The organism is Methylobacterium sp. D53M (assembly GCF_053345625.1).
The window spans coordinates 1-13,831 of sequence record NZ_JBKFAL010000002.1 but is presented as its reverse complement, the minus strand read 5'-3'; the positions used below and the strand labels follow the sequence as shown (position 1 = coordinate 13,831).

Below are 13,831 nucleotides of genomic sequence, written 5' to 3'. Positions count from 1 at the left end.
CGACCGGACTTCCAAAGACCACGCGTCCGGCATGCTCGACCGTTGACGGCCTTACATCGCCCATCCTATTAGATATAGCATTAGCTATAATGATGGGTCAGGGCTATGACGCACATCGGCGCTCCGCGTCGCCTCTCGGCTCCAGGATCGGTCCTGTGCGGCCTCGCCGCGGCGCTCGGGTTGGCCGCCGCGCTCTGGGTGGCCGCAGCGCTCGGGCCGGCACTGGCCCAGTCCCTGCCCACCGCCGCCGAGAACCTGACGCCGGGCGACCTCGACAGCGAGCATCTGTTCGGCTTCACCGAGGGGAGCGACCTCGGCGTTCCCGGGGAGGCGGAGTTGGAGTGGGAGACGAGCGGGCGCCTCGGCCGGCGCGTCGCCCGCTTCCTGACCGTGGACAGTTCCCTGGCCCTGAAGGTGCCGCTGACCAACGATTTCCGCCTGGCCCCGGGCCTCACCTTCAACGCCTACGACATTGGCGCGCCGGGAACCCCGGCCCGGACCACGGGCGGCTTCAACGGCGGCTTCCTCGAGACCCGGGTGCGCCTGATGGATCGCCGGACGGCCCCCTTCGGCCTGACCCTCAACATCGTGCCGGGCTACGGAACCGTCGACGGCGGGACGGGCGTGCCGGCGCGCAGCTTCGGCACCGAGATCGGCCTGCTGGCGGACCGCGAGATCATCCCCGGCAAGCTGATCGCCGCCGTCAATGTCGGCTTCGCGCTCTCGACGACGCGGCTGCCCCTGATGGACGCGCCCGTGCGCGGATCGGGGATCGAGGTGGCGGGGGCGCTGGCCTACTGCGTCCGGCCCGGCCTCTTCCTCGGCGGCGAGGCACGCTATGCCCGGACCTACGACGGCGTGGCGCTCGACCGGCTCGCGGGCGAGGCCGTGTATCTCGGACCGACCGCCTACATGACCCTGTCACCACAGGCCTGGGCCTCGTTCACCTGGAGCTTCCAGGTCGCCGGCCAGGCCACGGGCGAGCCCGGCCCGCTCGACCTGTCGAGCTTCGACCGCCATCAGATGCGGTTGCGCGTCGGGTACAGCTTCTGATCGCGGCCCTGTCGCCGCACCGCGGTCTGCGAGCCTCAGGGTGGGCGGACAGGCGCCGAGAACGCGACCCTGGTGGAGCAGTCGAGGGACCGAACCGCCGGTGCCGACGGGCGGGAAGCGGCCCGGTCGAGACGAGAAGTGGGACTGGCTGCCTCGGAGCAGGTCTTCCGAAAAGGCCGTTACATGCCGAACATGTTCGCAGTCGGAGCATGCAACGTGAAGGCATGACCCTCATCAATCCAGCCGCTTCCGGCGTGACCTTGCTCGATGTAGCTGATCTCATCGGCGCTGGAAGCGTAGTAGTGCCGTCCGCTCTCGGTGTTGACGAACCGCTCGACGGTCAACGCTTGCGATCCCGCGGCGGTCGAACTCGCGTAGGCGTCGAACGCAACACCGTCATAGTTGTAGCCGGAACCGCCCGTGAGAAGCCCGTCGCGCTCCGCGGTGCTGGTCGTGTAGAAGTGGTCGCCGGTCGTCGGGTTGGTGAATCGAAAGACGTCAGCCGTGGCAGACGACGACACTGGCGCGGCCCAGCCCACGCCCTGATAGGCGTAGCCCGACGGGGTGCTCTCAATTTGCGCGCGTTCTGCAGCGCTTGCCGTGTAGAAATGCCGTCCTGAGGCGGCGTCGTAGAAGTGAAAAACCGGCTCAAGCGCCGCGGCACCCGGACTGGCCTGATAAGCCCGCATGTAGTCAATATTCATCTGCGCGGGAAATGGCGTCGACGCGTCGGCGTCGCCCGGCCAAGAGCCGCCGACGGCGAGATTCGCGATCATGTACATGGGCTTGTCCAGACCGGCCGGCGTCGGCGTACGATAGATCTCCTGTCCGTCGAAGTAGAAGGTCAGCGTGTCCGGTTGCCAGTCAACGCCGTAGGTGTGGTAGCCGCCGCTCATGTCGGCGACTGCGGAGATCCCCTGGCTCATCGTGTGGTTGCCGGGTGTCTGGCCGGGCGCCAGGCTGTGCACCGTGGTGTAGAGCGTGCCGGGATCGTGCCCGAGCATCTCCATCACGTCGATCTCGGGCGGCCAGGAACCGTCCGCCGGGAGCAGCCAGAACGCCGGCCAGAAGCCCTGACCGGCGGGCAGTTCGGCCCGCATCTCGAAATAGCCGTAGGTCTGGCTGAAACTGTGGAAGGTATTGACCATTCCCGACGTGTAGGGCTGATCCCCCAGGTCCTGGATCAGAGACGGATCCGACGGCGCGGCTGTGATGGTGAGGATGCCGTCGTGGACGCGGAACGGGTTCGGGAGCGCGCTGCCGTCGGGTTGATCGGCGCGGACATACCATTGCTGCTCCTGATTGAAGGGCCGCGTCCCGGTCGACGTGACGTGGATGCTCCACTGCGGGCCGCCGGACGTGTCGAGACCCGAAGTGCCGTCCCAGAGCTGCAGCGTGTCGAAGTCCTGGCTGTAGGTGAGTGTCGCCGTCTGGACGAGATTCCTCGGATCAATGGCCACGGATCACCTGCCCATTCGCGCCACGCACTGAAGTGGCCGCGCCGCACGATACAATCATAAGCTGCATCGGAAAACAGGGCACCTGGGTCCCGACGATGATTGCCGGGCACCGTCTGGTCGATGGCACGACGCGCGGGATGCCGCCGTCGATCCGAGCAGATCGATACGGAGGAGCCGATCGACAGCGAATATTTGAAAATATATTCCCTTCATCCTCCGAGATTTTAGGATTACAACGAACATTGCCATTCTGGCTGACTTTATATACGCAACACTAATACAAATGATCGTCGAGCACGTCATTTCGGCGACGCATATTGCTGTCCGCGACCGAAGCGCGACGCGGTTGGACCTCCTCCCTCGGCGGTGTCGTGACCGGCCGCACGCAGCAACGGCAGGCCGCCGGCTCGGTATTCTTTACCGACGCTCGGGTCTGCAACCCATAATTGTACTGCCGGTTACGCATCAAAACCGGAGGTGCCCATGTCGTCGTCCCCTCTCGCCGCGCTCAACCCGTCGTCACGCTCGCTTGAGTGGCTGGTCGGGTCCAGCGCGCTACTGTCCTCCACCGCACTGTCGACCGGCCAATTGACGAGTCTCGGTCCGATTACCTCGCTTATCGAGAGTGCCGTCGACGTCGGTGCGGCGGACGAGGGCGGATCACTGCTTCCCGGCGCGCTGGCCGATACCGCGAACCAGATCGTCCTCGACACCCATGCGCAGCTCGAGAACGCGGGTCATCAGGTCGCGGCGCTGAACGGCCCGCTCCACGGTCTGACCAATCTCGGCGAGACGGTCGGGCTCGGTCATATCGGCGAGGCCGGCAACCTGATCACGGACCTGACGGGCGCCGTCGCCAACCCGACCGATGCCGGCAGCGTCGTCCCGGTGTTGAACGATGCCGGGCAGGTCGCCGAGGCTGCCGGAACCTTGCTGAATACTGTCACAGCATTGCCCGTGGCCGGCAACGGCCTTGTCGGCTCCGGCGGCACGCTCGCGCCGGCGGTGGGGATTCTCAACCAAGCCGTCCTCGACCTGCACACGACGCTGGAGGATGTCGGCCATCAGGTCCCCGTGCTCAACGCGCCGATCCACGCCCTCACGGGCCTCGGCGAGACGGTCGGCCTCGGTCGCATCGGCGAGGCGGGCAATCTCCTGACCGACACGCTCGCCGTGCCGGGATCGCTCCTCACTGGCGGCGGCCTCGGCTCGGCCACGCCGGTCCTCGCGGATCTCGGTTCCGTCCTCGAAGCGACCGACACGCTGATCACCTCCGTCACCGGAGCCGCGACGGCCGGCGGACTGCTCGCGTCGGGCGGCCTTCTCGCTCCGGTCGCGAATCTCGCGAACACCGCCGTCCTCGACGTCCACATGACCCTCGAGAATCTCGGGCACGAGGTCCCGCTGCTGAACGGCGCTGTCCACGGCCTGACCAATCTCGGCGAGACCATCGGTCTCGGCCATCTGGGCGAGGGCGGAAACCTGCTGACCGACGCCGCGGCCCTGCCCGGTGCCCTGCTGGGCGGCCAGGGGCTCGGCGCATTGTCCCCGATCCTCGGCGATGTCGGCGCGGTGGCCGGTGCGGCCGGCGGACTGCTCGGCGGCGTCACCGGCATCGTCGGCGACCTGGGGGGAGCGGGCGCGCCGGGCGCGGGCAGTCTCCTCACCCCCGTCACCGCCGCGGTGGATGGCCTGCTCGGCACCGTGACCGGCGGCGCTCCGGACGGAACCGGCACCCTGCTCGGGCCGAACGCGCCGCTGCAGCCGGTGGGCGCTGTCGCCAACACGCTGATCGACACCGTCCACGGGGCGCTGGAGCAGGTCGGACACGACGTGCCGCTCCTCAACGACCCGCTCCACGCGGTGATCGCGCTGGGCAACACGGTCGGACTGGGGGAACTCGGCGACAGCCACAACCTGCTCACCGACACCATCAACCTGCCCGGCGCGATCCTGACCGGGAACGCGCCCGGAGGCGTGGCGCAGGTCGTCGACGACCTCGGGCACGTGGCGGGCGCGCTGGGCGGCGTCGTCGGCTCGGCGACCGGCCTCCTCGACTCGGCAGGCGGCGGTCTCGGATCCGGCCTGCCGGTCGGCGGTCTCCTGGCACCGGTCACCTCCGCCCTCGGCGGCTTGACGGGGGACCAGGGTACCGGAGCCCTCGACGGTCTCCTGGGCGGCCTGAACGGAGGCCCGGGTTCCGGCGCGGCCGGCGCGCTGCTCGGGACGAACGCGCCGTTGCAGCCGGTCGGAGACGTCGCCAATACGCTGATCGACGGCGTCCATGCGGCCCTGGAACAGGTCGGCCACGATGTGCCGGTCCTGAACGACCCGCTCCACGCCGTGATCAACCTCGGAACCACGGTCGGCCTGGGGGAGCTCGGCGGGTCGAGCAATCTCGTGACCGATGTCGTCAACCTGCCGGGCGCGGTCCTGAACGGCGACGGAGGTCCCGCGGTGGCGCAGGTCGCGAGCGATCTCGGGTCCGTGACGGAGGCGGCCGGCGGCGTCGTGGGCTCGGTGGCGGGGATCCTTCCCGCGGCCGGCGGGGACGGCCATCAGGCGGGCTCCCCGGTCGACGGCGTCGTCGCGACCGTGACCACGGTCCTGGGCGGGGGCGAGACCGGTGGGGCGGCGAGCGCCGTCGGCAACCTGCTCGGCACGCTCACCGGCGGCACGTCGGGTGAGCCGGGAGCCGAGACCCATCCGTTGATCGACGTGTCGGCGGGCCCGACGACCTCGACGCCGGTGGCGGACGTCGCCGTGCTCACGCCCGCCGCCGATCCGGCCCACACCGTCGATGTGAGCGCGGTCGCGGTGAGCGCCGATCAGCCGAGTCTGGCCACGGCGAACCTGCTCAGCGGCGACAGCATCCACCTGCCGCAGACGGGCGGCGGTGCCGACTCCCTCGTCGGCCACCTCGTGGACGCGGTGTCGGGAACCTCCGCCGCGCCGGCCGAGGCGGGCGCCGCCCAGGGCGTGAGCGTCGATCTCGGCGTCGCCACGATCGATCTCGGCGGCCACACCGAGGTCCAGCACACGGACCCGACTCCCCACACGGCCACGAGCGGCCTGCACCTGCTCGGCCTGTGAAACGCGGCCCCCGCCGCCGACGCGGCGGGGGCTTCCGCGACGCCGGGACCCGACCCGCTTCGGCCCGAACCGCTCCGCTGACGTGCCAAGCCGAGGGATCGACCTGTGACCGATGAACGCGTGTTGCGTGTCGCGAAGCGGCGCGAGTTCTGGTCCGCCGTCAGGGCCGGGCGCACGTGCCTGATCACCGTGATGATCGTCAGCGGTCTGATCAATCTGCTGATGCTCACGGCCCCGATCTTCATGCTGCAGGTCTACGACCGGGTGCTGCCGAGCCGGAGCATCGCGACACTCGTCGGTCTCGCCGGCATCACGCTGATGCTGCTCGTGATCCAGAGCGTCTTCGAGATCTTCCGTGCCCGGATCCTGGCGCGCTTCGCGCGCCTCGTCGACGAGCGCCTCGGTCCGCGGATCTTCCGGACGCTGCTGGTCCGCGGCGCCGAGATGCCGCGCAGCGATGACGGGCCCCAGGCCCTGCGCGATCTCGACACCGTCCGCGGCTTCGTGTCGAGCATGGCGGTCAGCGCCTTCTTCGACCTGCCCTGGGTGCCGCTCTACGTCGCGGTCTGTTTCCTGTTCCATCCCTGGCTCGGCGCGGCGGTGGCCGGGGGTGCCCTGTTCCTGTGCGTGCTGACGATCCTCACGGACTGGGCCTCGTCCGCGTCCACCCAGGAGGCCGTCCGAACGGCCGGTGAGCGCCGGTCCTTCACCGACATGGCGCACCGGACGGCACCGCTGCTCTCGGCGCTCGGGATGCGGTCCCGCATCGCGGAGCTCTGGCAGGTTCGGGCCCGGCGGAACCTCGATGTCGCGGCGTACGGGAACGACCTGGCCATCGGCTTCGGCACGACGGCGCGCCTGCTGCGCACGGTGCTGCAATCCGGCATCCTCGGCCTGGGCGCCTTCCTCGTGGTGCGCGAGGAGGCGACGGCCGGCGTGATGCTGGCCGCCACGATCCTGTCCGCGCGCGCCCTCGCCCCGGTCGACCTGGCGATCGCCAACTGGAAGTCGTTCTCGGGCGCCCGGCAGGCCTGGGGCCGCCTCGTCGCGTTCCTGCCCCGGCGGGAGCCCGCCGCCCTCACGCCGCTCCCGGCGCCGCGGGAGAGCGTGCGCGTGACGGCCCTGTCGATCGCGGCGCCCGGGACCGACACCCTGGTGCTCCACGACGTCAACGTCGCCCTCGCGCCCGGAAGCGCCCTCGGGGTGATCGGGGCCAGCGGCTCCGGCAAGTCCACCTTCGCCCGTGCCCTCGTCGGGCTGGCGCGCCCGAACCGCGGCGTGATCCGCCTCGACGGCGCGGCGATCGATCAGTGGGATCCCGATGCCCTCGGGCGCGCGGTCGGCTACCTGCCGCAGGACATCGAGATGTTCGACGGCACGATCACCGAGAACATCACGCGCTTCGATCCCGAGCCCAACCCCGAGGCCCTGCTGGCGGCTGCCCGGGCCGCCGGCGTGCACGAGGTCGTGCTCCGGCTGCCGGGCGGCTACGACGCCCGCGTCGGTACCGGCGGCCTGGGCCTCTCCGGGGGTCAGCGGCAGCGGATCGCGCTCGCGCGGGCGCTGTACGGCGATCCGTTCCTCGTGGTCCTCGACGAGCCGAACTCGAATCTCGACGTCGACGGCGATCGCGCCCTGTCCGCCGCCGTGCAGGGCGTGCGCGCCCGCGGCGGCATCGTCGTGGTGATCGCGCACCGGCCGAGCGCCCTGGCGGCGGTCGATCGCATCCTGGTCCTCGGGGACGGGCGCGTGCAGCTGCACGGCCCGCGCGACGAAGTTCTGTCGAAGCTGAACGCCCTGACGCGGCAGACGCCCACGAGGGTCGCATGACGACGGATCGCACGCCTGACGGGCCGGCTACGGATCCGACTTACGAGACGCGCCGCTCCTTGCGGCGGCACGTCGCCGGCGTCGCCGCCGTGATCGTGGTCGCCACGGGCGCGGGGGCCTGGACGGCGGCGACGGAATTGTCCGGCGCCATCATCGCCACGGGCTCGCTGGTGGTCGAGAGCAACATCAAGAAGGTCCAGCATCCGACCGGCGGCGTCGTCGCCGAACTGTCGGTTCAGGAGGGCGCGCGCGTCCAGGCGGGCGACCTGCTGGTCCGCCTGGACGCGACCACCGCCAAGGCCACCTACGACAGCGTCACCAAGAGCCTGTGGGAGATCGCGGCGCGCAATGCCCGGCTGGAGGCCGAACGCGACGGCCGCGCGAGCCTCGCCATCGCCCCCGAACTCGAGGGAGCCGGACCGGATGTGGCCCGGATCGTCGACGGCGAGCGCAAGCTGTTCCGCTTCCGACAGGACGCGCTCCAGGGCCAGAAGGCGCAGCTCCGCGAGCGGGTCGGGCAGCTGAACGAGGAGATCAAAGGCCTGTCCGAGCAGGCCGCCGCGAAGGAGCAGGAGACCGCGATCATCGGGCGGGAGTACGAGGGTGTCGAGGATCTCTGGCGGAAGAACCTCATCCAGCTGACCCGGCTCACGAGCCTCCAGCGCGACATGTCCCGCCTGAAAGGCGAGCGCGGCGTCCTCGTCGCCAACATCGCGCAGACCAAGGGCAAGGTCTCGGAGACCGAGCTGCAGATCATCCAGCTCGAGCAGAATCTCCGCAGCGACGTCGCGAAGGAGCTGGCCGAGAACCGCGCCAAGGCGGCGACGCTGACCGAGCAGCGGATCACGGCCTTCGACCAGCTGCAGCGCATCGAGATCCGCGCGCCGCAGACCGGCTACGTGCACGAACTCGCGGTCCACACCCGCGGCGGTGTGATCTCCCCGGGCGAGCCGATCATGCTGATCGTGCCGACCGCGGATTCCCTCGTCGCGGAGGTTCGTGTGGCGCCGCAGGACATCGACCGGTTGCAGACCGGTCAGGCCGCGGGGTTGCGCTTCCCGAGCTTCGACCAGCGGACGACACCCGAGCTCAACGCGCGCGTGACCCGGATCGCGGCCGATGTGAGCGAGGACAAGCGGACCGGCAGCTTCTACTACCTCGTTCGCCTGGGCGTGACGAAGGAGGAGATGAAGCGACTGGACGGGGCCAAGTTGATGCCCGGCATGCCCGTGGAGGCCTTCATCCGCACGGCTGACCGAACGGTGCTGTCCTACCTCACCAAGCCGCTCGTCGATCAAGCCCGGCGGGCGTTCCGGGAGAAGTGAGATCCGCCCGGTCGCCCGCATGGACGGTCACGGAACCTGCCCAGATCGCGGAGCCGATCCCTACAGGACCGACTGTGTCGCGCTCGGCGAAACGCCGGTCCGAGCACGGGCAACGCACGTCCGCCTTCGCGGGCGGCGCGCATGCGGAAAGGTATTCCGCTTCCACCCGCTGCATTTGTTCAACGCGGGCTGTGGAGCTTCATCGCCTGGCGGCGGACGCACTGGGCAGGGGGCCACGGTGCGGAGGCGTGGGGTCACGAAGCCTCACAACGAGCACGGCTGCGAGCGCGGCGGTGACCGCGAGAATCGCGATCGTCGTGCGTCGGTCAGGCGGTCTCCGCTTCATGGCCACGTCTTAGCAGCTGCGCCTGCTCCTCGCAGGATGCGGACCTGACACGCCCCGACGCGCCCGGCTCCGATCGGGCGCCGGCCGGCGCCGTGCCGATCCCGGTGCACATGGCTCGGCGCTGCGACCTTCTCCGATCCTGCTACCGGTTGGTGTCAGACGCCCGCGGCCCGATGGGTTCGCAGGAGACGAACAGGCTCACGAACCAGAACAGGGTCATGGCGGCGATCGCCGCCGCGGTCCCGAACAGGGGGCTGACAATCAGCGCGGCCAGCACGCCATGCTTCCACATCAGGGTAATCGCGATGAGCCAGCCGAGGCTCGCGGCGATAGATACCCGGATGATGCAGCATTCGGATGCCTGCATCACAACCTCCAAGCTCCATATACAACGCATACGTGCATGAAACGGTGATGGTTCAATGTGGCAAACTGCTGGGTTCGCGAGGGATCAGCTGCTCGGCACTGCCGAGCCGGGGCCGACGGCCCCTTCTCACGCGCGCGACAGCGGGTGAGACCATTCGGCATCCTCCACGTTCGATCGTCCGTCACACGAAGTGCGGCGGCAGGATCATGACCTGGGCGTGCACGACGAGACTGAACGCCATGGCGGCCGTCACGACGGCGTCGACGAGACGGTTCGTCAGGGTGATCGGCTTGGTCATCGTGGCCCCGTCAGCTCGGCTGTTCCGAGGCGGCCTTATGGTCAAGCTGGATGTCGCGAGGATTGCTCCGATTGTTGCATGAGGCTGGCAGGATCGACCTGCGCCGGCCGGAGCGCTCGGATTCCGGTCTCCCGCTTCGCGATATCGCTCTCATCGCGGTCCTTCGCGAGAGGCCGACCGCCGGGACGTCAGCCAAGCCCTGCCGCATCTCGGAACAGGCTGAAGGAGCGGTCTGCCGCTCAGCACCGACGCGGGCCTCGTGCCCAGCAGCGTAGGCGGCCTCCGCGGGTCTTCCGTGTCTTCGGTCTCCGGGTATCGGGCTTCTCCGTGTTGAGGAGGTCTACAGCCCGCTTCAGAGCAGGTCCGGGGGCGGCACGGACCATGAGGTGGCGAGGTTCGAGGCCGGAGACGCGCTGCTGAGACCCGCGCCCGCCTCACCTTGGGTCGCGGCGAGGGTCGCACGCCGCCGCTGAGGCGAGAACGCGTTACCGGTCACTCTGTCGGGCGCCGCCATCCTGCTGTGTTCACAGGCCCATCGGCAGGTGGGCAACCCAACAGCGGGTGCTGCTCAGGTTCTGCGTAATCCGAACCCGAGGCGCCGGTGGATTTCCCGTTGAGGTGACGCTAATCCGACATATACCACTTTTAGTTGCATTAGCCATCTGGAAGAGGGGGCGGCGCGTCAGATGTCGGAAGCCATCCTTGCACGCGATCAACGGACGGAGTGGTTGCCCAGAAGCCGGCTCGGTCTCCTCATTTTCGTGCCGGGCGCACTGCTGTGGATCTCGATCGTCCTCTGCATGCTGCCGATCACAGTACTCGCGTTCCCTGCGGAATGGATGTTCAAGAACAGGCCGAACCTCCATGCGACAGCCGTGACGATTCTCGTGTGCCTCGGCGCAGCCAATGTCGTGATCGCTCCGGCGACCGTGCTCTACCTCCTGTATGCCTGACTGGCGGGCGGGCTGTGTGCTCCGCCGCAGGAACCAAGCTTGCGAACATCGCCTCGGTAGGCTGATGCGACGGTGAATCATGGCTCACATCGAGACAGTGTCGGTTCAGGATCAATCCATGCGTCCCTGGATGGATCGCTTCCTCACGATGATCATGGTCGCGGGCGGCGTGGCGACGGTGGTGTGGATCGCCGCGATGCTGGTGGTCGGCTGGCAAATGGCCGTCGTGCTGATGGGCCTGAGTGCGGTCTGACAGGCGTCCCTGCCTGAGGGTTTGCCGCCACTGCTTCCGAGCCGCCCCTTCCGCGACGGGGTGCGGGACCACGGGCGCCCGATGGCGAAGCTGAGCGGGGTCAGCCTCCACCGCCGCCCCCTCCCCCTGTTCCGGGTCCGCCGAGGTTGCCGTCCTTGTTCGGCGTGTTCCAGTGGATGATCCCGTCGCCGGCGGGACGCGGCGCGGTATTGGGCGGCCGCGCGAAGGCGAAGGGGGAGAACGCAGTCGCGCCGCGCGGGGCGGGGCTGCTCGCTCGAGAACGCCGCGCGACAGCTTCGGTGCTCACGAAGCCCGCGAGCGCGACAACGAGCCACCTGATCGCCGCGCTATGCATGATCGACTTGCCTCGCGCTGAGGTGCGCCACCGAGCGGCGACGGCTGTGCGCAGGGTAGCAGAATCGCTGCGCTTTCGCAGCGGCAACCCAGTCCCTCCGTCTCGTCAGCGCGCGCAGGACGTCCGATGCCGTGTAGCGGTTCGCTTCTGCTTCCAGCTTGGCGAAAGCCAGCTTCGAGGTTCGGTCGATGGCCACAAACAGGTCGAGTTTGCCTTCTTCTGTCCTGACCTCGGCGATATCGATGTGCATGTAGCCATGGGGTGATCGGCGAAGCGCTTCTTCTCGGGCTTGTCGCCTTCCGTCCGGTAGGCGCCTGGTGCCGTGCCGCTCCAGGCAGCGGTGCAGCGACGAGCGGGTCAGGTGCGGGATCGTGGGCTGTAGGCCGTAGAGGCAGTCGTCCAGCGGCAGCAGGGTGTGCCGGCGGAAGGCGACGATGATGACCTCCTCCGCTGGGGTCAGAACCGTCGAACGGGGCTGCTTCGGCCCCATAGCGGCATCACCTGTCATCTGCCGCGTTCGCCACTTCTGGACTGTCGTCGGGGCATCCCTCGCAGCATGACGATCGACCGTACCACCACACCGCGGGATCAAACATCGAGGGTCTTGCCTGTAGCGGCCGAGCCATCGATGCTGCGCCGCAGCGGATGGCCTACGACGGGAGCGACCCTTGGAAACGATCGGCCGTGACCTGCGGGAGATGCAGCGCATACCCCTCGCTGCATCGCATGTCGCCGCATTGCGGGCGATCGGGGCCGAGAAGCACTACTCCGCAGGCGTCTTTCTCGTCCGTGCCGGTGATCCAGCCGATCGCTTCGTGTATGTCGAGGCCGGCGAGATCGAAGTCGTGAATCCCTTCACGGACGAGCGCCATCTCCCATCCACCCTCGGTCCGACCCAGTTCATGGGCGAAATCTCGTTCCTGAACGGCGGCGTTTGGTCGATGCCCATGCGGGCGAGCGCAGATACGGTCGTCACCGAGGTGCCGCGCCCCGAGATGCTGCGACTGATGTCCGAGATCCCGGAGATGTCGGACATCATCATCACAGTCCTCGCCGCACGGCGGCGGCGGCAGCTCGACTCGCACGACGGCACGCTCGTGCTCATCGGCGAGGACGACGACCGGAGCGTACGGCGGATCGCCGAGTTCGCGAGCCGCAACCGGCTTCCCTACAGGACCTATCCGTTGGGCAGCCCGGAGGCGGCAAGCGTCGCAACGGCCTGCTCGATCTCGGCAAACCGACCGGCGGTCATCTTCGGCCGGGACGTGGTCGTGACCGAGCCGACGCCCGCCAAGGTCGCGCGGCTGCTCGGCCTCGACTACAACCTCGTCGACGACGAGGCCTTCGACGTCCTCATCGTGGGCGGCGGGCCGGCCGGGGTGGCAGCGGGCGTCTATGCGGGTGCAGAGGGGCTGCGCGCGTTGGTCATCGAGGATGTGGCGATCGGCGGTCAGGCCGGCACATCGAGCCGGATCGAGAACTACATGGGCTTCCCGACCGGGATCTCGGGCGCCGACCTCGTCTGGCGCGGCGAGATCCAGGCGATGAAGTTTGGCACTCGCTTCGCGATGCCGCGACGGGTGGCGAAGTTGGAGCAGCTCGAGGACGGATCGTTCTGTGCGACGTTTGACAACGGCCGGCGCGTTCGGGGACAGGCCGTCGTCGTCGCGACCGGCGTCCAGTACCGAAGGTTGCCGATCGACCGCCTCGAAGCGTTCGAGGGCGCCGGCATCTACTACGCTGCGACGGAGATCGAGGCGCGCTACTGCCGGAATGCCGAGGCAATCATTATTGGCGGCGGCAACTCGGCGGGCCAAGCTGCGATGTATCTCAGCCGCTCAGCGCGACACGTTCGCCTCCTGGTGCGCGGGCAATCGCTCGCCACCTCCATGTCGAGGTACCTGTCGAGCCGGCTCGAGGCAGACCCGGCGATCACGATCGAGTACGGGGCCGAAGTCACCGACCTGCACGGCGACGACCATCTCGACGCGGTGACGATCCGCACCGTCGCCGACGGAGCGACGCGCAGGATCTCGACCTGCGCCGTGTTCGTCATGGTGGGCGCCGCCCCCAATACCGGCTGGCTCTCGGGGCTCGTCGAGCTCGATGGACACGGCTTCGTCCTGACCGGAGACGCGATCGGCGCGCATTCGCCTTACGCGACGTCGCATCCGGGAATCTTCGCGGTCGGCGACGTCCGCGCCAGCTCCGTCAAGCGGGTCGCAGCCTCGGTCGGCGAGGGATCGGTCGTCATCTCCAAGGTGTGGGAGCACGTTCGGTCGTAGAGTTCGCCGCCCGGGACGCACACGATCGGAGCGCCGGATCGACGAACGGCCGTTTCTGGGAAGCTCTGCTGACTATCTGCCAGACTGTTTCGGGTGGAGGCTGTGTGAGAACGTGGTTTGGTGTGTTGGTGCTGAGCGGTGATGGCGCGCGCGGTGTCGCGTGCTCTCACGCCCGCAGGGCGGTGAGGAGTGCTCCGGTTCCGAGGATCGCCG

The 13,831-nt window shown here is 68.7% G+C and carries 9 protein-coding genes and 1 pseudogene; 7 read left to right on the top strand and 3 right to left on the bottom strand.

Annotated features, from left to right (window positions below; genetic code table 11):
- The first annotated feature begins 105 nt into the window (after positions 1-105).
- Positions 106-1,053: a hypothetical protein gene (locus tag ACLBYG_RS04215; RefSeq protein WP_447680693.1), complete on the top strand. Its 948-nt coding sequence runs from the start codon at positions 106-108 to the stop codon at positions 1,051-1,053.
- A 179-nt stretch (positions 1,054-1,232) separates the two neighbouring features.
- Here the strand turns inward: ACLBYG_RS04215 and ACLBYG_RS04210 are convergent, their stop codons facing one another.
- The gene (locus ACLBYG_RS04210) at positions 1,233-2,513 is read right to left on the bottom strand and encodes a family 16 glycosylhydrolase (protein WP_447680692.1); all 1,281 of its coding nucleotides are present in this window, start codon (positions 2,511-2,513) and stop codon (positions 1,233-1,235) included.
- 483 nt (positions 2,514-2,996) lie between these two features.
- Between ACLBYG_RS04210 and ACLBYG_RS04205 the strand changes: the two genes are divergently transcribed.
- From ACLBYG_RS04205 to ACLBYG_RS04195, 3 genes are all read left to right on the top strand, one after another.
- Complete coding sequence (locus tag ACLBYG_RS04205) at positions 2,997-5,606, top strand: beta strand repeat-containing protein (protein ID WP_447680691.1); 2,610 nt, start codon at positions 2,997-2,999, stop codon at positions 5,604-5,606.
- Positions 5,607-5,711: 105 nt separating this feature from the next.
- Positions 5,712-7,436: a type I secretion system permease/ATPase gene (locus tag ACLBYG_RS04200; protein WP_100251533.1), complete on the top strand. Its 1,725-nt coding sequence runs from the start codon at positions 5,712-5,714 to the stop codon at positions 7,434-7,436.
- Positions 7,433-8,761, top strand: coding sequence for an HlyD family type I secretion periplasmic adaptor subunit (locus ACLBYG_RS04195; protein WP_132368515.1), 1,329 nt, complete (start codon positions 7,433-7,435; stop codon positions 8,759-8,761). The genes ACLBYG_RS04200 and ACLBYG_RS04195 overlap by 4 nt, the downstream gene beginning before the upstream one ends.
- Positions 8,762-9,249: 488 nt before the next feature.
- Here ACLBYG_RS04195 and ACLBYG_RS04190 read toward each other — a convergent pair whose 3' ends face one another.
- Positions 9,250-9,474: a hypothetical protein gene (locus ACLBYG_RS04190; RefSeq protein ID WP_020091090.1), complete on the bottom strand. Its 225-nt coding sequence runs from the start codon at positions 9,472-9,474 to the stop codon at positions 9,250-9,252.
- A 984-nt stretch (positions 9,475-10,458) separates the two neighbouring features.
- Here ACLBYG_RS04190 and ACLBYG_RS04185 point away from each other — a divergent pair.
- A complete protein-coding gene (locus ACLBYG_RS04185; RefSeq protein WP_056532273.1) occupies positions 10,459-10,725 on the top strand; it encodes a hypothetical protein in 267 nt (88 codons plus the stop codon).
- A 118-nt stretch (positions 10,726-10,843) separates the two neighbouring features.
- Positions 10,844-10,978, top strand: coding sequence for a hypothetical protein (locus tag ACLBYG_RS04180; protein WP_020091093.1), 135 nt, complete (start codon positions 10,844-10,846; stop codon positions 10,976-10,978).
- Between the two features lie 461 nt (positions 10,979-11,439).
- Here ACLBYG_RS04180 and ACLBYG_RS04175 read toward each other — a convergent pair.
- A pseudogene (locus ACLBYG_RS04175) lies at positions 11,440-11,874 on the bottom strand (IS481 family transposase); the annotation flags it as partial.
- 127 nt (positions 11,875-12,001) lie between these two features.
- On the opposite strand from ACLBYG_RS04175, the gene ACLBYG_RS04170 reads away from it, so the two are divergent.
- Positions 12,002-13,618, top strand: coding sequence for an FAD-dependent oxidoreductase (locus ACLBYG_RS04170; RefSeq protein ID WP_447680690.1), 1,617 nt, complete (start codon positions 12,002-12,004; stop codon positions 13,616-13,618).
- Positions 13,619-13,831 lie beyond the last annotated feature (213 nt).